A 19,766-nucleotide genomic window follows, 5' to 3' on the forward strand; every position below is an offset into this window, starting at 1 on the left:
ATGCACGCGGATCTGCGCGAACCGCACCAGTTGCTTGGGCCTGTCCGGCCCAGAACGCCCCTACTCTACACTGGCCGGCCCCTGGGCACCGCAAGCGTGGGCCGTCCGTTCGGCGCCGGGAGCCGTCAACTCCCGACACGGCCGTCGGCATCCTCCACGCACACCGCGAACCGGCGCTGGGTGTAGGCGTAGCCCTGGCCGCTGGCACACAGGTCGACGGTGACCGGAGGGGCGAGACCGGTCAGAATCTCAGTGGCCCGCTGGCGATGCAGCACCGAGGCGTCGTCGCAGTCCACCCGGAACGGGTCGGCGGCTTGCCGCGGGTCCACACTCATGCAGCCACCGACCACCCAGTCGATATCCAGGCAGATGGTGTCGTGGGCATGGCTGGACGAACGCCGCAGCGAATACGACGAATCGACGTCGGCGGGACATGACGCACCATCCCGGGCGTCGGCTACCGGGGCAACGACCTTGAAATTCGACTCATAGCTGCCACACGGAGCCTTGGCCGCCTCCGGCTGGTCGGGCGTGCCACCCAACTTGACGCAGTCCCCCACTTTGACGCCGGTGAGGTCCGGTCTGCCGGTGGGCGGCGAACAACCCACCGCGGTCCCCAATAGTGCGGCCGTCGCGGTGGCTGTAGCTGCGGCGACGACCCGGGCGCCCAGGGTTCGGCCAATCAGCGGCGCAGGCCCAGTCGCTCGATCAGTGAGCGGTAACGCTGCACGTCGACCTGCGTGAGGTACTTCACCAGCCGCTTGCGACGGCCGACCAGCAGCAGCAGCCCGCGGCGCGAGTGGTGGTCGTGCTTGTGCACCTTGAGGTGTTCGGTCAGGTCCGCGATGCGCTTGGTGAGCAGCGCGATCTGCGCCTCCGGCGATCCGGTGTCGGTCTCATGCAGACCGTAGGACTTGAGAATCTCTTTTTTCTGCTCGGCGGTCAGAGCCACGAAAACATCTCCATCAATAGGTCCGCGAGGGGGAATCGAACGGCCCGGCCACCGCGAACCGCAGCACGCGCCGATGTCGTCGGGCAGTTTAGCAGGGTCGGGGCGCCGCTTCCGCCCCCTCGCACCGCGAGCGTAACGCCACTGCGAAAAATCGGCCGCGGATCCGCACTGGCGTTACGCTCGCGAAATTGGGTGGGCTGTGGGCTGTGGGCTGTGGGCTGCGGGCTGCGGGCTGCGGGCTGCGGGCTGCGGGCTGGGGGCAGGCCGGCCGGAGGGCCGCCGGGCGGCGCCCGGCCCGCGCTCAGCCCAGCAACCTGCGGGTGCGCTCGGTGTCCGCGTCGATCTCGGCGGTGAGTTCACCGATGGAATCGAACTTGATCTGGCCCCGGATGCGCGCCACAAAATCCAGCGCTACGTGCAGGCCGTACAGGTCGGCGGTGGTGTCCAGAACGAACGCTTCCACAGTGCGGGTGCGTCCGGAAAAGGTCGGGTTGGTGCCCACCGACACCGCCGCCCGATACCGCTGCCCCGGAACCAGCTCACCGGCGGCCGGCCCTTGCCCCAGCACGGTGAACCAGGCCGCGTAGACGCCGTCTGCCGGGATCGCCGAATACAACGGCGGTGCCAGGTTCGCCGTCGGAAAGCCCAGCTGAGCACCCCGTCCGTAGCCTCGTACCACGACGCCCTCCACCCGGTGCGGACGGCCGAGTGCTTCGGTGGCGGCCATCATGTCTCCGGCGTCGACGCAGGACCGGATGTAGGTGGAGGAGAATGTCACGCTCTCGGTGCTGTGGTGCTCGGAGAGCAGCGACACCGACTCCACCGCGAAACCGAAGCGGTCGCCGGCCCGACGCAGGGTGCCGACGTTGCCCGCCGCCTTCCGCCCGAAGGTGAAGTTCTCCCCCACCACCACCTCGACCACGTGCAGGGATTCGACCAGCAGTTCGTGGACGTAACCCTCGGGGGTCAGCTTCATGAACTCGGCGGTGAAGGGCATCACCAGGAAGACGTCGACGCCCAGTTCCTCGACAAGTTCAGCTCGGCGGGTCAGCGTGGTCAGCTGGGCCGGGTGGCTGCCCGGATAGACCACTTCCATCGGGTGCGGATCGAACGTCATCAGCACCGACGGCACCCCGCGAGCGCGGGCGGCCTTGACCGCGTGCGCGATCAGCTCGGCATGGCCGCGATGCACGCCGTCGAAAACACCGATGGTCAGCACGCAACGGCCCCAGTCCGTGGGAATCTCGCCCTGACCGCGCCACCGCTGCACGACCGCGATCCTACGGCGTCGCTCGTAGGCCACCGGGACGGTCCGAGACCGACCTCGGCGCTCAATCGCCAGATACCTGCGTGGCCGGGCGGATCACCACCACCGACTTGGTTCGCCCGCCGGCGTCGCGCAGCAGCGCGACCACCCTGCCGCCGGGATCGACGGCGGCGTGGATACCGTCGACGCCTGCCGGCGACAGCGCCCGGCCGTTGCTCGCTGCCTCGGCCTGTTCGGCGGTCAGGTCGCGACGGTCGAACATCGCCAGGCAGGCCTCATCGAGGGTCAGACTCAGCCGTGGACGTTCGGCGAGCTCGTCCAGCGACACCGCGTGGCTCAGGTCGAACCGGCCGACCCGGGTCCGCCGCAACGCCGTCAGATGGCCACCCACCGCCAGGCCGTCGCCGAGATCGCGGGCCAGCGCACGGATATAGGTACCCGACGAACAATCCACTTCGACGTCGAGATCGACCACCTCGCCGCCGGTGCGCCGGGCGAGCACCTCGAAGCGGTCGACGCGTACCGGCCGGGGGGGCAGTTCGACGGCCCGGCCTTCGCGGACCAGCCGATAGGACCGTCGGCCGCCGATCTTGATCGCGCTCACCGCCGAAGGAACCTGGCGGATGTCGCCGCGCAGCCCGGCCAGCGCGGCGGCTACGGCCTCGTCGGACAGGTGCGCTGCCGGAACGGACTGCAGCAGTTCGCCTTCGGCGTCGTCGGTGGTGGTCGATTGACCCAGCCGAATGGTGGCGGCGTACGACTTGGCGGTGTCGCTCACCAGGCCGAGGATCTTGGTGGCCCGCTCGACACCGAGCACCAGCACCCCGGTGGCCATCGGGTCGAGGGTCCCGGCGTGACCCACCTTGCGAGTGCCGAAGATTTGCCGGCATCGGCCGACGACATCGTGGCTGGTCATTCCGGCGGGTTTGTCGACGACGACCAGGCCGGGCCGGGCGCCGCTCCCCGGCGCGGCGGCCGTCCCCCGTTCAGCGCCGCTCCCCGACTCGGCGCTGCTCATAACACGATCGCGGTCAGCACCAGGCCGTGCCGCACCGACCAACGCCCGGCCAGCGATGTCAACGGCGGTCCCGACAGGGCGGCCGGATCGATCAGGATGCGGGAGACGAACCGGCCTGCCGACCCCGACCGATCGGTGTCGAAGGTGATATGGGCATCCTCGAAACCCAGCCACCGCCTGGTCAGCGGAAACCAGGCCTTATACGTTGCCTCTTTGGCGCAGAACAGCATTCGATCCCAGTGCAACCCACCGGGCACCTTCGCGGGGATCTCGTCGCGTTCCCGGCGCAGGCTGATCGCATCCAGCACACCGGCGGGCAGCACATCGTGCGGTTCGGCGTCGATTCCCACCGAACGCACCCTCGGGCTTCGGCCCACCACCGCGCCCCGGTAGCCGGTGCAGTGCGTCAGGCTGCCGACGATGCCGTCGGGCCAGCACGGTTCCCCCTTGTCGCCTTTGAGGATCGGTGACGGCGCCACACCCAGCTCCGCCAGGGCGATGCGGGCGCAGTGCCGCACGGTGATGAACTCGTTGCGGCGCTTATCCACCGACCGGGCGATCAGGGGCTCCTCTTCGGGCAGCGGGGCAAGCCGCGGCGGGTCGTCGTACAACTCGGCGCAGGCCATGTCGCCGACGAGGGTGCCGGGCAGCAGCGACGGCACCAGCGGGTGCGCGGTCACCGGTCCTGCCGCTGCCGCAACCGCTCCCGGAACTGGGCGGCCTGGGCCCTCATCTCCGGGGTGATCACGAAGTGACCACCGAAATCGTTGAGGTAGCCCGGCGCGTACTGCGGGTCCGGCAGCACCTGCCGCAGCCAGCTGTAGGGCTTGCGGCGCCGCCACTCGCGCGGGTAGCCCACCGAGACCTCTTCGAAGCGCACGTCGTCGTACCACGTCGTCCGCGGAATATGCAGATGGCCGTAGACCGAGCAGACCGCGTTGTAGCGGGTGTGCCAGTCGGCGGTCCCGGTGGTTCCGCACCACAGCGCGAACTCCGGATAGAACAGCGCGTCGCACGGATCACGCACCAGCGGGAAGTGATTCACCAGAACGGTGGGCTGCACCCAGTCCAGTTCTTCCAACCGCGCGCGGGTCTTGTCGAGGCGATCACGACACCAGGCGTCCCGGGTGCCGTACGGTTCGGAGGAGAGCAGGTACTCGTCGGTGCACACCACGTTGCGTTCCCTGGCGATCGCCAGGCCCTCGGTCTTGGTCGCCGCGCCCTCGGGTAGGAACGAGTAGTCATAGAGCAGGAACATCGGCACGATGGTGGCCGGCCCGCCGCGTTCGTTCCACACCGGAAAGGGGTGTTCGGGGGTGACGACGCCCATCTCGTCGCACATGTTGACCAGATAGTCGTAGCGGGCGCGGCCGAAGATCTGCATCGGGTCGCGGGTGGTGGTCCACAGTTCGTGGTTGCCCGGCACCCAGATCACCTTCGCGAAACGTCGCCGCAGCAAGTCCAGCGCCCAGCGGATCTCGTCGGTGCGTTCGGCGACGTCACCGCAGACGATCAACCAGTCCTCCGGCGAAGACGGATGCAGCGACTCGGTGACGGGCTTGTTGCCCAGGTGCCCGGTGTGCAGGTCCGAGACAGCCCACAGGGTCGGCTGTCCACCGCCGCTGGGCTGCTGCCCCGGTATGTGCCCGGCCACGAGTACCCACCCTAGCGACCCGGCATGAACCGCCCGGCCGTTTGCGGGCTAGAACGTGTTCCTGTTTTACTGTGACCAAACGCACGCTGCTTGTACACTCCGCGCAGTAGACCCGCCAATACCGCCAACAATCGAGGGGGCGTCGTGGTCGCCAAGTTCCGACTGGCCGTTGCGTTCGCCGCCCTGCTTACGGCGGGCTTGGCGGGGGTCAGCGGCTGGCAGTCCGCCGCGCCGGAGGCACCGCGCAGTGTCGAATTGCGATCGACCGAGCAGCCCATGGAAACCACCATGAAGAGCCCGATCATCGCGACCAGTGACCCCAGCCCGTTCGATCCGTGCACCGACATTCCGTTCGGCGACGTGCAGCGACTCGGCTTGGCGTTCACCCCACCCGAGCCGCAGGAGGGGTTGCGCTGCCAATTCGACGCCGGCAACTACCAACTCGCCGTCGAGCCCATCATCTGGCGCACGTATGCCCAGTCGCTGCCCGCGGACGCCATCGAAACAACGATCCAGGGGCACCGCGCGGCGCAGTACTGGGTGCTCAAGCCCAGCTACCACAACGACTTCTGGTACTCGTCCTGCATGGTGACGTTCAAGACCAGCTACGGGGTGATCCAGCAGTCCCTGTTCTACTCCACGGTGTACGCCGAGCCCGACGTGGACTGCCAAGCCACCAACCTGCAGCGGGCCAACGAACTCGCACCCCTGTACAAGTTCTGACGCGCTGTCCCTAACCTGGAAGGCGTGAGTACCACTTCGGCTCCACACGACTGGCCGGTATCGGACACGCGGGCGGACGGGGCGGCCGGCAGGGCCGCGCTGCGGGCACTGGGACGCTCCTTCGGGCTCCGCCGGACCACGACGCGCTACACGGTATCCCGGGTGGAAGTTCCGATGCGCGACGGAGTGCGGCTGGTGGCCGACCACTACGCACCGCAGACGGGCAAACCCCTGGGCACCCTGCTGGCCCGCACGCCGTACCTGCGGGGGCTGCCGTTCTCACTGGCCTTCGCCCGGCTGTACGCGGCCCGCGGCTACCACGTGGTGCTGCAGAGCGTGCGGGGAACATACGGCTCCGAAGGCGAGTTCGTGCCGATGTCCAACGAGGCCGCCGACGGCGCCGACACCGTGGCGTGGCTTCGCCAGCAGCCGTGGTTCACCGGCCGTTTCGCCACCATCGGGTTGTCGTATTTGGGCTTCACCCAATGGGCGCTGCTCGACGATCCGCCGCCCGAGCTCGCGGCGGCCGTGATCATGGTGGGCCCGCACGACTTCCGGAAATCCGTGTGGGGCACAGGATCATTCGCGATTTACGATTTCCTGGGCTGGAGCCACCTGGTGGCCGAGCAGGAACGCTACGGCCTCTTTCAAACCGGAGTCCAGCAGATCCGCACTCCCCGCAAAGTCGCGCGTGCCGCAGCGAAGGTGCCGCTGGGGCGCGCCGCACGGGCAATGCTCGGCGACGGTGCACCCTGGTTCGAAGCGTGGGTGGAAACACCCGAGGACGACCCATTCTGGGACCGCCTGCGCTTCCCCGGCGCACTGGACCGCGTCAGCGTCCCGGTGCTGCTGCTCTCCGGCTGGCAGGACATCTTCCTGGGCCAGTCGCTGTACCAGTATCGGCACCTGCGGGACCGCGGCGTCGATGTCGCGCTCACCGTGGGGCCGTGGACGCATACCCAGATGATCACCAAGGCGCTGCCGGTGTGCACCCGGGAGACCCTCGACTGGCTCGATACCCACCTGAGCGGCAGGTCGAAGCTACGGCGGCCGAAACCGGTGCATCTCTACGTCACCGGTCAGGGCTGGCGCGACCTACCGCAGTGGCCGCCGAAGACGGGCGAGCATGCGCTCTACCTGCAACCCTACGGCCGCCTGGGCAACACCCCGCCCACCACCAACACCCGCCCGGCGCAGTTTCACTACGATCCGCGCCACCCCACCCCGACCATCGGCGGACCGCTGCTCGCTCCGCAGAGCGGGTACCGAGACGACACCAGCCTGGCCACCCGCGACGACGTCCTGAGCTTCACCGGATCACCGCTGACGCACGACGTGTGCGCACACGGCAACCCGGTCGTCGAGTTTGACCACAGTGCCGACAACCCCCACGTCGATCTGCTGGTGCGGCTCAGCGAGGTCGACGCGAAAGGCAAGTCGCGCAACGTCAGCGAAGGGTATCGACGGCTGGAACCCGCCGAGCCCGGAACACGCCGCGTCACAATCGAACTCGACGCCATCGCCCACCGATTCAAAGCCGGCTCCCGAATCCGGGTGCTCATCGCCGGCAGTTGGTTCCCGCGCTATGCGCCCAACCTGGGCGCCGGGGAGCCGGTGCTCACCGGGCGGGAGATCCGCCCGGCCACCCATTCGGTGCACTTCGGGGAGTCGCGGGTGGTGCTGCCGGTGGAGGGTGGGTGAGGGTTTCGGGGTGGGCGGCACCCACTCAGCCCAGGATCCGCTCGACATAGTCACGTAGCGCCGCCGCCTGCGTCAGGGAAGTCCACACCTGGCGGTAGTCGAGAGCTCTGTATTTGTGCGCCGTGATGATCCGGACGCCGATGATCTGCGGCCAGGGTTGAGCAGGATACTCGTCGCGGAACGCCGAAGGCAGATGCGAAGCGGTCTCGCCGATGCGGCCCAGAACGGCCTCCGCGACCCGTTGCTGACGCCACTGCGTCAGCAGGCATTCCTGGCCATCTGCCACCAATTCCGCTGCTTCCGAGCACAATTCGAGCAGATCGTCGAGCCTGTCGAGGAGACGATCGCCGTAGGAGTTGGCAAGATAGTCTCGACCGGTGCGCGACGGCATCACAGCGGCGTCGCATCGGTGGCGACTCGGCGTGCGAACCGCCCCCGCAAGCCGTCCTCACTGATGATTTCGACCGGCGCACCGAGCAGCTCGCGCAGATCCTGTTGCAGCAGAGCGACATCGCCGAGGGATACGCCCGACCGAAACCTCATCACCAGGTCAATATCGCTTTTCGGGGGTATCGGTGCCTCGCGGATTCGATCCGCGCGACGGTGGATAGCGCGCACTCGCCCTCCAATCCCCCGCCCCGCAATTGGCTACCGTAAACCCCATGACCGACGACGTCCTGCTGATCGACACCGACGCCCGGGTCCGCACCCTGACCCTCAACCGTCCGCAATCCCGCAATGCACTCTCGGCCGCACTGCGCGACCGGTTCTTCGGCGCGCTGTCCGACGCCGAATCCGACGACACCGTCGACGTGGTCATCCTCACCGGGGCCGACCCGGTGTTCTGCGCCGGACTCGACCTCAAGGAACTGGGCGGCCAGACCGCCCTGCCCGATATTTCGCCGCGCTGGCCGGCGATGACCAAACCGGTGATCGGGGCGATCAACGGCGCCGCGGTCACCGGCGGCCTGGAGTTGGCCCTGTACTGCGACATTCTCATCGCCTCCGAGCAGGCGCGCTTCGCCGACACCCACGCCCGGGTCGGCCTGCTGCCCACCTGGGGCCTGAGCGTCCGACTGCCGCAGAAGGCGGGGGTGGGCCTGGCCCGGCGGATGAGCATGACCGGCGACTACCTGTCGGCCGCCGACGCGCTGCGGGCCGGGCTGGTCACCGAGGTGGTGCCACACGGCCAGCTGCTGCCCGCCGCCCGCCGGGTTGCGGCGTCGATCGTCGGCAACAACCGGGACGCGGTGCGCGCCCTGCTGGCCTCCTATCACCGTATCGACGACGCGCACACCGCCGGCGGACTGTGGATGGAAGCCGCCGCGGCACGCCAATTCCTGCCCAGCGGAGACGATATCGCCGCCAACCGGGACGCGGTGCTGCAACGCGGCCGCACCCAGGTGCGCGAAAGCTGAATCCACGAGTGAACGGGCCGGGCAGGCCCCGCTCCGGTGAGAACTGGTCCTGCCCTTGTGATTCGGAGGGTGCCGGCCAACGACGGTGGCCGCGAGTCGTTCGCGAGCGTAACGTGGCTGCGATTTCGCGCTCCGGATTTCACCGTGGCGTTCCGCTCGCGAGCAAGGCCTACCTCGAACCAAGATCCGCCTGGGCGTAGACGTCCTGGTGGATGGTTTCGCAGATGTCCTCGATGGGGATGTCGTTGGCATCATGCCCGAAGGGGCTTTCGATCTCGACACCGATTTCCTCGATGCCAAAAAAGGTGTAGGCGATGATCAGGACGTCGATAATCGTTGTCCAGCCGAAGGTTTCGACCATGGCGAACGGGAGGGTGAAGCAATAGGCCACCAGCGCCCGGCGCAGGTGAACGGCGTAGGCGAAGGGCATCGGCGTCTTGCGAATTCGTTCACAGCTGCCCAGGTAGTCGACCAGCAGCTGAATGTTCTGGTCCATCGAGGTGAGCATGATGTCCGAGATCAGGCTGCGCTCGCGCGCCTCGGCGAGACACTCGGACATGTTGGCCGCGATAGCGAGAGCGGGATGGTGCGCGCTGATCGCCTCCTGCGCCTCGGCGGCCGGAAGTTCGCCGGATTGTGGCCCGATGCCTTCGGTACCGCGCAGGCTGTGCATGGCCGCCCAGGGGAACGCCGCCGTCCATCGGGTGAGCCGGGCGACCAGCACCGGATCCCCCTTCATGTATGCCCCGGCGCTGCGGACGAGGTTCCGTGTCTCGTTCACGATCCCGCCCCAGAGTTTGCGTCCCTCCCAGAATCGCTCATAGCTGGAGCTGGTGCGGAAAACCAGCAGCAGACCGATGGTCAGGCCCAACAGGGTGTGCAGCTGGAACGGCATACCCACCGGAGCGACATAGTTGTGAAAGGCGACCACCGCCGCCGACCAGGCAACGCAGAGGGAGACTCGACCGATGATCTCCCGGACCAGCGAGCCGCGGATGTCAAAGAAGTGGTCCAGCCATTTGTGTGAGTCGTATTCGATCATGATTCATTTCGCCTAACGGGACATCCGGGCCCAGCCGGCACGGGCACGGGGTTCGGGCCTTGCCCGCGCGGATTGGACACGGGATTTGCAGTTGAGCGGCTCCGGGCAGCGTAGCGGGTGTGCGGGTCCCTGCGCAGGCGGCGGGCCTGGAATGCCAGCGGCGGGAGCGGCATCGTTTCGCACCGGGTCGCGTCCCGCTGCCGACTAAACGGCAGCCCCGGTCACGGCGTCGAAGAAACTCACCTGCGGGTGCGGGACGATCCCCAGCGTCTCCCCCACCCGCACGGCGTCCCGACGGTCGATGCGGAACACGATGCGTTCCGCACGCGGCGACCAGCCGTCGGCCGCGACCGGCGTTGCGTAGACGAAGGATTCGAAGCCCAGTTCCTCCACCAGTTCGACACGGACCTGCACCGACCCGGGCGCACCCGCCGTGGTCAGGCCCCAGCATTCCGGACGAACACCGATCAGAACGTGCCCGGGCGTCCCCCGGGGCACCGGGATGCCCAGATCCGGGGATGCCACGACGCCGTCGGCAACGGTGGCGTCGATGAGGTTCATCGACGGCGCACCGATGAAGGTCGCCACGAATGTGTTCACCGGGTGGTCGTAGAGCTCCCTCGGCGTGTCGACCTGTTGCAGTACACCGTCTTCGAGGACGGCGACGCGGTCACCCATCGTCATCGCCTCCACCTGGTCGTGGGTGACGTAGACCGTGGTGGTGCCGAGTTGGCTTTGCAGTCGCGAGATCTGGGCGCGGGTGCTGACCCGCAGCTTGGCATCGAGATTCGACAGCGGTTCGTCCATGCAGAACACCTGGGGCCGGCGCACGATCGCGCGCCCCATGGCCACCCGCTGCCGCTGACCGCCGGAGAGCCTGGCGGGCTTGCGGTCGAGCAGGTCGGTCAGTTCCAGCATGGCCGCGACTTCACCGACGCGCACCTTGGTCTCGGCACGTGACACACCGGCGTTGCGCAGCGCAAACCCCATGTTGGCGGCCACGGTCATGTTCGGATACAGCGCGTAGTTCTGGAAGACCATGGCCACGTCGCGTGCCCGCGGCGGCAGGTGGGTGACGTCCACATCGCCGATGGTGATGACACCGGCTTCCACCGACTCCAAACCGGCCAGCATCCGCAGGGTGGTGGACTTGCCGCAGCCCGAAGGCCCTACCAGAACCAGGAATTCGCCGTCGGCGATATCCAGGTCCAGGCTGTCGACGGCCGGCTTCTCGGCGCCGGGATAGCGGTGGGTGACCCCGCGGTACCGGACTTCAGCCACGGCCGGCCAGCTTCCGCTTGAGCTGGCGGTCGTAGACGACTTGCAGGTGCTTGTTCATCCGGGTGAAGGTGCTCCGCACGTCGGCTCCCTTCAGTCCGATGGATTCCATTGCGGCTCCGATGATGCGGTCGCCGCCGGGCAGGAAGACCCGCGCGTTGTCCTGCGGCCGGGTGTGTGCGAGTTGGTCGAATGCCACCCGGGCACGCGGGTTTTCGTCCAGGTAGCGCTGTTCACTGCGATCGTGGATCGCCAATTTGCGCACCGCGAGGTATCCGGTGCGCCGGCTGAAATAGGCGGTGCTGGCCGGGTTGGTGATGAAGGCGATGAACCGCAGCGCGTTGAGTTTTCGTTCGTCGGAGAGTTTCGCGGGGATGGCCAGGCCCGCCCCCCCGTTGGGGCACCCCGGAGCCCCGTCGGGCGCCAGGGGCAGCGGTGAGACGCCGACGTCGAATCGGGCGTTTCGGGTGATGGCCGCCAGGTCGCCGGTCGTCGTCAACGTGGAGCCCAGGATTCCGGTGGCGAACTCGTTGGAGACATCCTTTGCCACCGCGGCGTAGTGCTTGCGATGGATGGAATCCCGGTAGAACTCCCCGGCGGCCAGGGTGGCGGGTTCGTCGGCGGTAATCTCCCAGCCCCGCGAGAAGGCGCCGCCGAACGTCCAATTAGGTCCCTGGAAGGTCCAGGGAATGACCAGTGCGTTGCCCCAGCCGTGCGCCCAGTTGCCGGCGCCGACCGCACGCTGCAGCTGCGGTCCCCATTCGTCGAACTCCTGCCAGGACACCGGCCCCCTATCCGGCAGTCCGACCTGCCCCCACAGTGCCTTGTTGTAGTAGAACAGCGGGGTCGAGCGCGAGTACGGCAGCGCGTAGTGGTGGCCGTCGAAGGCGTAGTCGGCGAACATCGAGTCGACGTAGTCCGACGTGTCGACGCCGACCTGGCCGAACAGGTCGTCCAGCGGTGCGATGACCCCGCTCAGCGCGAAGTGGAACCACCAGATATCGGACAGCACAACGACATCGGGGACGTCGGTGCCAATGAGTGCGGCGTTGAACTTCTGGGCCACCTCGTCGTAGTCCTTGCCGGCGTCGATCAGCTTGACCGACAGTCCGGGAAAGCGGTTCTCAAAGCGGCCGATCAGCTCACGTTCCACCCCGGCGGACTGGGCGGGATGGTTGGACCAGAACGAGATCGGCCCATCGCCGGACTTCACCGACGCGCCGCCGCCCATCCCGGCGCATCCGGCCGTCACCCCGGCGGCGGCCAGCGTCAGGAACTGTCTGCGATTCGGCGCGATCATCCTCAGCCCTTCACCGCACCCGAGGTCAGGCCCTTGATCATCTGGCGCTGCAACGCCAGGAAGACCAGCAGGATCGGCAGCATCGCCAGCAGGGTCACCGCCATCACCGGACCCCAGTTCGTCATACCCTCGGACTGCTGCAGGAAGGTCAGCCCCACCGGCAGCGGCGCCACCGAGGCGTCGTCGGCCATCAGGAACGGCCAGAGGTATTCGTTCCATTCGTTGACAACGGTGATGATGCCGAAGGCCACCATCGTCGGGCCGGACATGGGCAGGACGACCCGCAGCAGCAGTTGCCACCAGCGTGCGCCGTCCATCCGGGCGGCCTCGATGACTTCGCCCGGCAGGGAGCGAAAGTGGTTGCGCATCAGGAAGGTTCCGTAGGCTACCCCGGCCAGCGGCAGGATGATGCCGAGGAAGGTGTTGCGCAAACCCAGTTGGGATACCAGGGCGTAGTTGGAGATCACGGTGATCTGGTTGGGCACCATCAGTGCGGACAGAATCAGCAGGAACACCGCGTTGCGGCCTGGGAAGCGCGCGAACACCAGCCCGAAGGCGCTGAGCACCCCGAGCACGAATTTCACCGCGGCCAGCACCGAGGTGATGATCACCGAGTTGCGCAGATAGGTCCAGAACGGGATCTGTTCGGTGGCGGTCCGGTAGTTCTGCGGATGCCAGTGCGGCGGCCACCAGGTGGTCGGCTGCGAATAGATGTCGGGCTGGTCCTTGAACGAGGTGAAGCACACAAACGTCAGCGGTCCGGCGATCAGCACCACCACCAACAGCATTGCCGTGTAACCGAATAGCCGCGTAGCCACCGCGCCGGGCTTCATCGGCCCTGATCCCGGTCCATCACGCGCACCTGGTAGTAGGTGATGCCCAGCAGCACCAGGAACATGATGGTGGCGACGGTGGCGCCGTATCCGGCGCGGAAGTTGCGGAACGTCTCCAGGTACACCTGGAACACCATCGTCGTGGTGCCGGTGCCTTCAGGGCCGCCGCGGGTCATCACGTTGATGATGTCGAACACCTGTAGCGAGTTGATCAGCACGGTGATCGACAGGAAGAACGTGGTGGGCCGCAGCTGCGGCAACAGCACCCGCCTGAACGTCGTCCACCGGCCGGCGCCGTCGATCTCGGCCGCCTCCAACAGGTCCCGGAGCACACCCTGCAACGCCGCCAGATAGATGACGAAGGTGTAGCCGAGGTTCTTCCAGACGTAAGTGACCGTCACCATGAACAGCGCCCAGTGCGCGTCCTGGTAGAAATCGGGCACCGGCGCCCCGACGCGGTGCAGCAGATCCTGCACCAGTCCGAAATGCGGGTCGAAGACGAACTGGGCGGCCAGTCCGACCGCGGCACCCGAGATGACGAACGGTGCGAACACCAAGGAGCGCACCAGGTTTCGGCCCCGCAAATGCTGGTCGAGCAGCATTGCCAGACCCAGCCCCAACACCATCGAGCCGACCACCGCCGCCAGGGTGAACACCGCGGTGTTGAACACGATCCGGATCGTGTCCGGGTGGGTGAACCACTCCGCATAGTTGGCGAACCCGACGAATTCGGCTTTGGGGTCGGAGATGTTCCAGTCGAAGAACGACAGCCGGATGTTGTCGGCCAGCGGGCGGTAGACGAACAGCAACAGCAGCACCACGTTCGGACCCACCAGGGCGAGAAACAGCGCGTAGTCGCGTAGCCGTTCCCGCACTGCCCTGCGGCCGGGCCGCTGAGTCACCGGCGCAAGGGGGGCCACCGGGGCAGTGTAGCGCCGGAGGTCCCCCCGCGCCGTTCGGCACAGCGCCGACAACATACGGAAATCTCGTACGTCAGACGTACAATTATCCGGTACCACTACGAAAGGCGCCCATGAGCATCAGCGCAAGCGAAGCACGCCAACGCCTGTTCCCACTACTCGAACAGGTCAACACCGATCACGAGCCCGTCCGAATCAAATCCAAAACCGGCGAGGCGGTGCTGATGTCCGCCGAAGACTACGACGCCTGGCAGGAGACGGTGTACCTGCTGCGCTCACCGGAGAATGCCCGCCGCCTGATGCAGGCCGTTGCCCGGGACAAAGCCGCCCGCGACACATCGGCACCAGACACCAAGACGATCGAAGAACTGCGGGAGATGGCCGGCGGCCAGGCGTGAGAAGCATCGGCTTCGATACCGGCGCCTGGGAGGACTTCCTGTTTTGGCTCGCCACCGACCGAAAGACCGCTCGGCGCATCATCAGGCTGATCGACGAAATCCGGCGCACCCCGTTCACCGGGATAGGCAAGCCCGAACCCCTGCGCGGCGATCTATCGGGGTACTGGTCCCGCCGCATCGACGACGAGCATCGGCTCGTCTACCGGGCCGATGACCGCGAAGTGAAGATCCTCAAAGCGCGGTACCACTACTGAGGCCACCGGTCCGCGGTTCGGCTCAGGCCACGGCCCTACGCCGTCCCCGTCACCGCCCAGCGTCCGCTCAGCGTGCGCCATCCGACGAACACCAACCGCAGCACGACGAACACGCTCAGTCCCGCCCAGATACCGGCCAATCCCCACCCGTAGGCCAACGCCAGCCAGATCAGTGGCAGAAAACCCACCAGCGCGCTCACCACGGTGGCCGTCCGCATGAACGCCGCGTCGCCTGCCCCCAGCAGGACCCCGTCGAGCGCGAAGACGACACCGGCACACGGCAATTGGGCCACCAGAAACCACCACGGCACCTCGATCGCCGCCAGCACCGACGCGGTGTTGGTGAACAGCCCGGGCAGCACCGTCGATCCCACGGCCAGCGCACCGGCCAGCAACCCGGCGGCCAGCAGCGAAAACGCCGACACCCGCCACGCCACCCACTTGGCGTGCGCGACGTCGCCGGCCCCCAGCGCCGCGCCCACCAGCGACTGCGCTGCGATCGCCAGCGAATCCAGGATCAGCGCCAGAAACATCCAGAGTTGCAGCACGATCTGGTGCGCTGCAAGTGCGGCGGCGCCGAACCGGGCGGCGACCGCCGCCGCCGACACGTAGCAGGCCTGGAAAGCCAGCGTCCGCAGAATGAGATCACGGGCCATAACCAGTTGCGCACGCAACACCGCAGCGTGCAGCCGCAGCGAAACCCCCTCGTCCAGAAGCGCTTTCCCGAACAACAGCGCTGCCACCCACTGGCCGGCCAGGTTGGCCACCGCAGACCCGGCCAGACCCATCCGCGGCGCACCCAGCCAGCCGTACACCAGCAGCGGGCACAGCAACGCCGACAGCCCGAAGCCCACGACCACGTAGCGCAGCGGCCGCACCGTGTCCTGCACGCCGCGCATCCACCCGTTGCCGGCCAGCGAAACCAGAATCGCCGGAACACCCAGGATCGCGATCCGCAACCACGGCATCGCGGCCGCCGCAACCACGGGGTCACCCGCAATCGCCGATACCACGGGCACCGCGGCTGCCTGCCCCACGACGATCGTCAGTCCCCCGAGCCCCAACGCGAACCACGCCGCCTGCACACCCTCACCGACCGCGGCAGGCCGGTCGGCGGCACCGAAATATCGCGCCGCCCGCGCCGTCGTGCCGTAGGACAGAAAAGTCGCACCGGACCCGGCGAGCGCGAGCAGCAGGCTCCCGACGGCCAGCCCCGCCAGCGGCACCGCCCCGAGGCGCCCGACCACGGCGGTGTCAAACAGCAGATATAGCGGCTCGGCCGCCAACACCCCCAGCGCCGACAGGGCGAGTCCCGCCATCTGGCGTCCACCGGATGCGGAGCGGCCGGTACTCGGCCCGGCGTCGGTCAACGACCCGTCAATCCAGGGCTGCGCGCAACGCCGCCACGACGTCCTCGACCGGGCCGGTGGCCGAATAGCCGGCCGCCAGCCGGTGCCCGCCGCCGCCGAAACCCATCGCGACCGTCGACACGTCCATGGTCTTGGACCGCATCGACACCGACCACTGCTGCGGCCCGACCTCCTTGAACACCACCGCCACGTCGGCCTGTTGCGTGGTTCGCACGATGTCGACGACGCTCTCGACCTCCTCGAAGCGCGAGGCGGCCCACATCCGATGGCCGACCACGGCGTAGACGAGGCCGCGCCCGCCCGCCGCCTCGGGGATCAACGCCGAAGTACCCAGCACACCAGACAGCATCGGCAGCCATTCGTAGGGATGATCGTCCATCAGCGACCGGCTCAGTGCCGCGTTGTCCACACCGATGTCGATCAACCGGGCCGCCAGCCGCAGAGCACGCGCACTGGCCCAGCGGAAGGAGCCGGTGTCGGTGGTCAGCCCGGCGTAGATGCAGTACGCCACCGCAGGGTCGATCGGAATCCCCCAGGCGTCCAGGATCTCGGCAACCATCATCGTGGTCGAGTCCGCCGAGGTGTCGACGAAGTTCGCGGTACCGAAGAACCCATTGGATGCATGATGGTCGATCACCAGCAGCTGCCGATTTGACGCGGCCAGATCGCGCAGTCCACCGAGCCGGTGGACGTTGGGTACGTCGACGGTCACCACCAGGTCGACGTCCCGGCGCAACTCGTCGGGACCGACCAGCAGATGACGGCCAGGCAGGCAGCGCAGCGACTCCGCCAGCTCCTGCGGTTCGGCAAAGCTGACCTGGGCCGGCTTGCCCCGCTGGTCGAGCACCGCGGCCAGCGCCAGCGCGGCACCGATGGCATCCGCATCGGGATGAACGTGGCAGATCACCGCGACCGTGTCGGCGGCCGACAGCAGTTCGACGGCACCGAGTGCGTCGACGCGCGCCCCGGCCGGCCGCGGGCTGCCGGCCGGCTCAGTCTTCGGATCGATCGCCGTCATCGGTGTCCTCAGCTTCGAGCCCTTCACCACTCGTCGCGCCAAGTCCCCCGCGGCCGCGCGGTTCGGCCGCCGACCCACTGTCACGGTACGGGTCGGCCTCCCCCGCCGGTTCGGCACCCACCCGCACCCGCGCCAGGTCGGCGTCGGCCGCGCGGGCGCGGGCCAGCAACTCCTCCATGCGATTCACCGTGTCCGACGTCGTGTCGCGGGTGAAGGTCAAGGTAGGGGTGAACCGCACGCCGGTGCCCGCTCCGACCTTGGTGCGCAGCACCCCCCTGGCCCGGTCCAGGGCCATCGCCGCGCCGGCATAGTCCGGTTCGTCGTCGAGAGTCGGCCCCATCACGGTGTAGTAGAGCGTCGCGTCGTGCAGGTCGGCAGTCACCTTGGCGTCGGTGATGGTCACCCCGACCAGCCCCGGATCCTTGATCTCGTACTCGATCGCCGAGGCGACGATCGCCGAGATCCGCTTGGCCAGCCGGCGCGCCCGAGCGGGATCAGCCATGCCGGAGCCTCACCGCGGCGATCACGAGCGGTCCTTTGCGACGAGCTCGTAGGACTCGACGACGTCGCCCTCCTTGATGTCGGAGTAGCCCAGTGTCAGACCGCATTCGAAGCCCTCCCGGACCTCGGTCACGTCCTCCTTCTCCCGGCGCAGCGAGTTGATCGACAGGTTCTCGGTGACCACGATGTTGTCCCGCAGCAGTCGAGCCTTGGCGTTGCGACGGACCACCCCGGAGGTGATCATGCAGCCGGCGATGAGGCCGACCTTCGAGGACCGGAACAGTGCGCGGATCTCCGCCCGTCCCAGCTGATTTTCCTCGTACACCGGCTTGAGCATGCCGCGCAGAGCCTTCTCGATTTCGTCGATCGCCTGGTAGATGACCGAGTAGTAGCGGATCTCGACGCCCTCGCGGTTGGCCAGCTCGGTGGCCTTGCCTTCGGCGCGCACGTTGAAGCCGATGATGATCGCGTCCGAGGCCGAGGCCAGGTTGACGTTGGTCTCGGTGATACCACCGACACCGCGGTCGATCACCCGCAACACCACTTCGTCGTCGACGTCGATACCCATCAGGGCCTCTTCCAGCGCCTCGACGGTACCGGCGTTGTCGCCCTTGAGGATCAGGTTGAGCTGGCTGGTCTCCTTCAGCGCCGAATCCAGATCCTCCAGGCTGATCCGCTTGCGGCTGCGCGCGGCCAGCGCGTTGCGTTTGCGGGCACTGCGCCGGTCGGCGATCTGGCGGGCGATCCGGTCCTCGTCGACCACCAGCAAGTTGTCGCCGGCACCGGGCACCGAGGTGAAGCCGATCACCTGCACCGGCCTCGACGGCAGCGCCTCGTCGACATCGTCGCCGTGTTCGTCGACCATCCGGCGAACCCGGCCGTAGGCATCGCCGGCAACCACCGAGTCGCCGACCCGCAACGTGCCGCGCTGCACCAGCACGGTGGCAACCGGGCCGCGGCCGCGGTCCAGGTGCGCCTCGATGGCCACACCCTGGGCTTCCATCTCGGGGTTGGCCCGCAGGTCCAATGCGGCGTCGGCGGTCAGCAGCACGGCCTCTTCGAGCTTCTCGATGTTGGTGCCCTGCTTGGCCGAGATGTCGACGAACAGCGTCTCCCCACCGAATTCCTCGGCGACCAGACCGTATTCGGTGAGCTGGCCGCGAATCTTGGCCGGGTCGGCGCCTTCCTTGTCGATCTTGTTGACGGCCACCACGATCGGCACGTCGGCGGCCTGGGCGTGGTTGATGGCCTCCACCGTCTGCGGCATCACACCGTCGTCGGCCGCGACCACCAGGATCGCGATGTCGGTGGCCTTGGCGCCGCGTGCGCGCATCGCGGTGAACGCCTCGTGGCCCGGGGTGTCGATGAAGGTGATCAGCCGCTCGGCACCGTCGTGCTCGACACTGACCTGGTAGGCGCCGATGTGCTGGGTAATACCGCCGGCCTCGCCCTCACGGACGTTGGCCTTGCGGATCGTGTCCAGCAGGCGCGTCTTGCCGTGGTCGACGTGACCCATGACGGTGACCACCGGCGGTCGCTGTTCGAGATCCTCCTCGCCGCCCTCGTCCTCGCCGTAGGTGAGGTCGAAGGATTCCAGCAGCTCGCGGTCCTCGTCCTCGGGGCTGACGACCTGTACGACGTAGTTCATCTCGCCGCCGAGCAGCTCCAGCGTCTCGTCGGCGACCGACTGGGTGGCCGTCACCATCTCGCCGAGGTTGAACAGCGCCTGAACCAGTGCCGCCGGGTTCGCGTTGATCTTGTCGGCGAAGTCGCTCAGCGACGCCCCACGGGCCAGCCGGATCGTCTCGCCATTGCCGTGCGGCAGCCGCACGCCGCCGACGACGGGGGCCTGCATGTTCTCGTATTCGGCGCGTTTGGCCCGCTTGGACTTGCGTCCACGCCGGGGCGCTCCGCCGGGACGCCCGAAGGCACCGGCCGTTCCGCCGCGCTGTCCGGGCCGGCCACCGCCACCGGGACGGCCCCGGAAGCCACCGGGGGCCGCACCAACACCACCGCCGCCACCGCCGCCACCGCCGCCACCGCCGCCGCGGTAGTTGCCGCCGCCACCGCCGCCGGGACCGCCTGGCCGGGCGCCGCCCGGCCGGGGTGCGCCGGGGCG

The 19,766-nt window shown here is 67.9% G+C and carries 22 protein-coding genes; 5 read left to right on the top strand and 17 right to left on the bottom strand.

Features of this window, described 5'->3' with window-relative positions:
* Positions 1-125 precede the first annotated feature (125 nt).
* From lppU to ACK5M9_RS02160, 6 genes are all read right to left on the bottom strand, one after another.
* On the bottom strand, positions 126-671 hold the full coding sequence (lppU, locus tag ACK5M9_RS02135) for an LppU family putative lipoprotein (protein ID WP_416891579.1): 546 nt from the start codon (positions 669-671) through the stop codon (positions 126-128).
* An 11-nt stretch (positions 672-682) separates the two neighbouring features.
* Positions 683-952 carry a 30S ribosomal protein S15 gene (gene rpsO / locus ACK5M9_RS02140; protein ID WP_416891559.1) on the bottom strand — a complete coding sequence of 90 codons (270 nt, stop codon included), beginning with the start codon at positions 950-952 and terminating at the stop codon, positions 683-685.
* Positions 953-1,253: 301 nt separating this feature from the next.
* Positions 1,254-2,222 carry a bifunctional riboflavin kinase/FAD synthetase gene (locus ACK5M9_RS02145; RefSeq protein ID WP_416891560.1) on the bottom strand — a complete coding sequence of 323 codons (969 nt, stop codon included), beginning with the start codon at positions 2,220-2,222 and terminating at the stop codon, positions 1,254-1,256.
* 61 nt (positions 2,223-2,283) lie between these two features.
* Positions 2,284-3,237, bottom strand: coding sequence for a tRNA pseudouridine(55) synthase TruB (gene truB / locus ACK5M9_RS02150; protein WP_416891561.1), 954 nt, complete (start codon positions 3,235-3,237; stop codon positions 2,284-2,286).
* Positions 3,234-3,917, bottom strand: a complete 684-nt coding sequence (locus ACK5M9_RS02155; protein ID WP_416891562.1) for a 4'-phosphopantetheinyl transferase family protein — start codon at positions 3,915-3,917, stop codon at positions 3,234-3,236. The genes truB and ACK5M9_RS02155 overlap by 4 nt, the downstream gene beginning before the upstream one ends.
* A complete protein-coding gene (locus ACK5M9_RS02160; RefSeq protein WP_416891580.1) occupies positions 3,914-4,879 on the bottom strand; it encodes a metallophosphoesterase family protein in 966 nt (321 codons plus the stop codon). Before ACK5M9_RS02160 ends, ACK5M9_RS02155 begins: the two co-directional genes overlap by 4 nt.
* Positions 4,880-5,035: 156 nt before the next feature.
* Between ACK5M9_RS02160 and ACK5M9_RS02165 the strand changes: the two genes are divergently transcribed.
* Positions 5,036-5,614: a DUF3558 domain-containing protein gene (locus ACK5M9_RS02165; RefSeq protein WP_416891563.1), complete on the top strand. Its 579-nt coding sequence runs from the start codon at positions 5,036-5,038 to the stop codon at positions 5,612-5,614.
* A 24-nt stretch (positions 5,615-5,638) separates the two neighbouring features.
* Positions 5,639-7,315: a CocE/NonD family hydrolase gene (locus tag ACK5M9_RS02170; protein ID WP_416891564.1), complete on the top strand. Its 1,677-nt coding sequence runs from the start codon at positions 5,639-5,641 to the stop codon at positions 7,313-7,315.
* A 25-nt stretch (positions 7,316-7,340) separates the two neighbouring features.
* Here the strand turns inward: ACK5M9_RS02170 and ACK5M9_RS02175 are convergent, their stop codons facing one another.
* Positions 7,341-7,706: a DUF86 domain-containing protein gene (locus ACK5M9_RS02175; protein ID WP_416891565.1), complete on the bottom strand. Its 366-nt coding sequence runs from the start codon at positions 7,704-7,706 to the stop codon at positions 7,341-7,343.
* Positions 7,706-7,858 (bottom strand): hypothetical protein, encoded by a 153-nt coding sequence (locus ACK5M9_RS02180; protein ID WP_416891566.1) that lies wholly within the window; start codon positions 7,856-7,858, stop codon positions 7,706-7,708. The genes ACK5M9_RS02175 and ACK5M9_RS02180 overlap by 1 nt, the downstream gene beginning before the upstream one ends.
* 119 nt (positions 7,859-7,977) lie before the next feature.
* Here ACK5M9_RS02180 and ACK5M9_RS02185 point away from each other — a divergent pair, with 119 nt between their 5' ends.
* Positions 7,978-8,733 (top strand): enoyl-CoA hydratase, encoded by a 756-nt coding sequence (locus tag ACK5M9_RS02185; protein ID WP_416891567.1) that lies wholly within the window; start codon positions 7,978-7,980, stop codon positions 8,731-8,733.
* 169 nt (positions 8,734-8,902) lie between these two features.
* Here the strand turns inward: ACK5M9_RS02185 and ACK5M9_RS02190 are convergent, their stop codons facing one another.
* The 5 genes from ACK5M9_RS02190 to ACK5M9_RS02210 form a co-directional block, all read right to left on the bottom strand.
* Positions 8,903-9,775 (bottom strand): bestrophin family protein, encoded by an 873-nt coding sequence (locus tag ACK5M9_RS02190; protein ID WP_416891568.1) that lies wholly within the window; start codon positions 9,773-9,775, stop codon positions 8,903-8,905.
* A gap of 204 nt (positions 9,776-9,979) precedes the next feature.
* Entirely contained in the window at positions 9,980-11,056 is a 1,077-nt protein-coding gene (locus ACK5M9_RS02195; RefSeq protein WP_416891569.1) for an ABC transporter ATP-binding protein, read from the bottom strand.
* Entirely contained in the window at positions 11,049-12,353 is a 1,305-nt protein-coding gene (locus ACK5M9_RS02200) for an ABC transporter substrate-binding protein (RefSeq protein WP_416891570.1), read from the bottom strand. The genes ACK5M9_RS02195 and ACK5M9_RS02200 overlap by 8 nt, the downstream gene beginning before the upstream one ends.
* Before the next feature lie 2 nt (positions 12,354-12,355).
* Complete coding sequence (locus tag ACK5M9_RS02205; RefSeq protein ID WP_416891571.1) at positions 12,356-13,186, bottom strand: carbohydrate ABC transporter permease; 831 nt, start codon at positions 13,184-13,186, stop codon at positions 12,356-12,358.
* On the bottom strand, positions 13,183-14,106 hold the full coding sequence (locus tag ACK5M9_RS02210; protein WP_416891572.1) for a carbohydrate ABC transporter permease: 924 nt from the start codon (positions 14,104-14,106) through the stop codon (positions 13,183-13,185). Before ACK5M9_RS02210 ends, ACK5M9_RS02205 begins: the two co-directional genes overlap by 4 nt.
* Before the next feature lie 113 nt (positions 14,107-14,219).
* Between ACK5M9_RS02210 and ACK5M9_RS02215 the strand changes: the two genes are divergently transcribed.
* Positions 14,220-14,504, top strand: coding sequence for a type II toxin-antitoxin system Phd/YefM family antitoxin (locus ACK5M9_RS02215; RefSeq protein WP_416891573.1), 285 nt, complete (start codon positions 14,220-14,222; stop codon positions 14,502-14,504).
* Positions 14,501-14,758, top strand: coding sequence for a Txe/YoeB family addiction module toxin (locus ACK5M9_RS02220; RefSeq protein ID WP_416891574.1), 258 nt, complete (start codon positions 14,501-14,503; stop codon positions 14,756-14,758). Before ACK5M9_RS02215 ends, ACK5M9_RS02220 begins: the two co-directional genes overlap by 4 nt.
* 35 nt (positions 14,759-14,793) lie before the next feature.
* On the opposite strand, the gene ACK5M9_RS02225 is transcribed toward ACK5M9_RS02220, so the two are convergent.
* The 4 genes from ACK5M9_RS02225 to infB form a co-directional block, all read right to left on the bottom strand.
* A complete protein-coding gene (locus ACK5M9_RS02225) occupies positions 14,794-16,077 on the bottom strand; it encodes an MATE family efflux transporter (RefSeq protein WP_416891581.1) in 1,284 nt (427 codons plus the stop codon).
* Between the two features lie 58 nt (positions 16,078-16,135).
* The gene (locus tag ACK5M9_RS02230) at positions 16,136-17,146 is read right to left on the bottom strand and encodes a DHH family phosphoesterase (RefSeq protein WP_416891575.1); all 1,011 of its coding nucleotides are present in this window, start codon (positions 17,144-17,146) and stop codon (positions 16,136-16,138) included.
* Positions 17,121-17,648, bottom strand: coding sequence for a 30S ribosome-binding factor RbfA (gene rbfA, locus ACK5M9_RS02235; RefSeq protein ID WP_416891576.1), 528 nt, complete (start codon positions 17,646-17,648; stop codon positions 17,121-17,123). The genes ACK5M9_RS02230 and rbfA overlap by 26 nt, the downstream gene beginning before the upstream one ends.
* 21 nt (positions 17,649-17,669) lie before the next feature.
* On the bottom strand, positions 17,670-19,766 hold a 2,097-nt coding region (gene infB / locus ACK5M9_RS02240), incomplete at its 5' end, for a translation initiation factor IF-2 (protein WP_416891577.1).

The organism is Mycobacterium sp. (assembly GCF_047975165.1).
Classification (GTDB): Bacteria; Actinomycetota; Actinomycetes; order Mycobacteriales; family Mycobacteriaceae; genus Mycobacterium.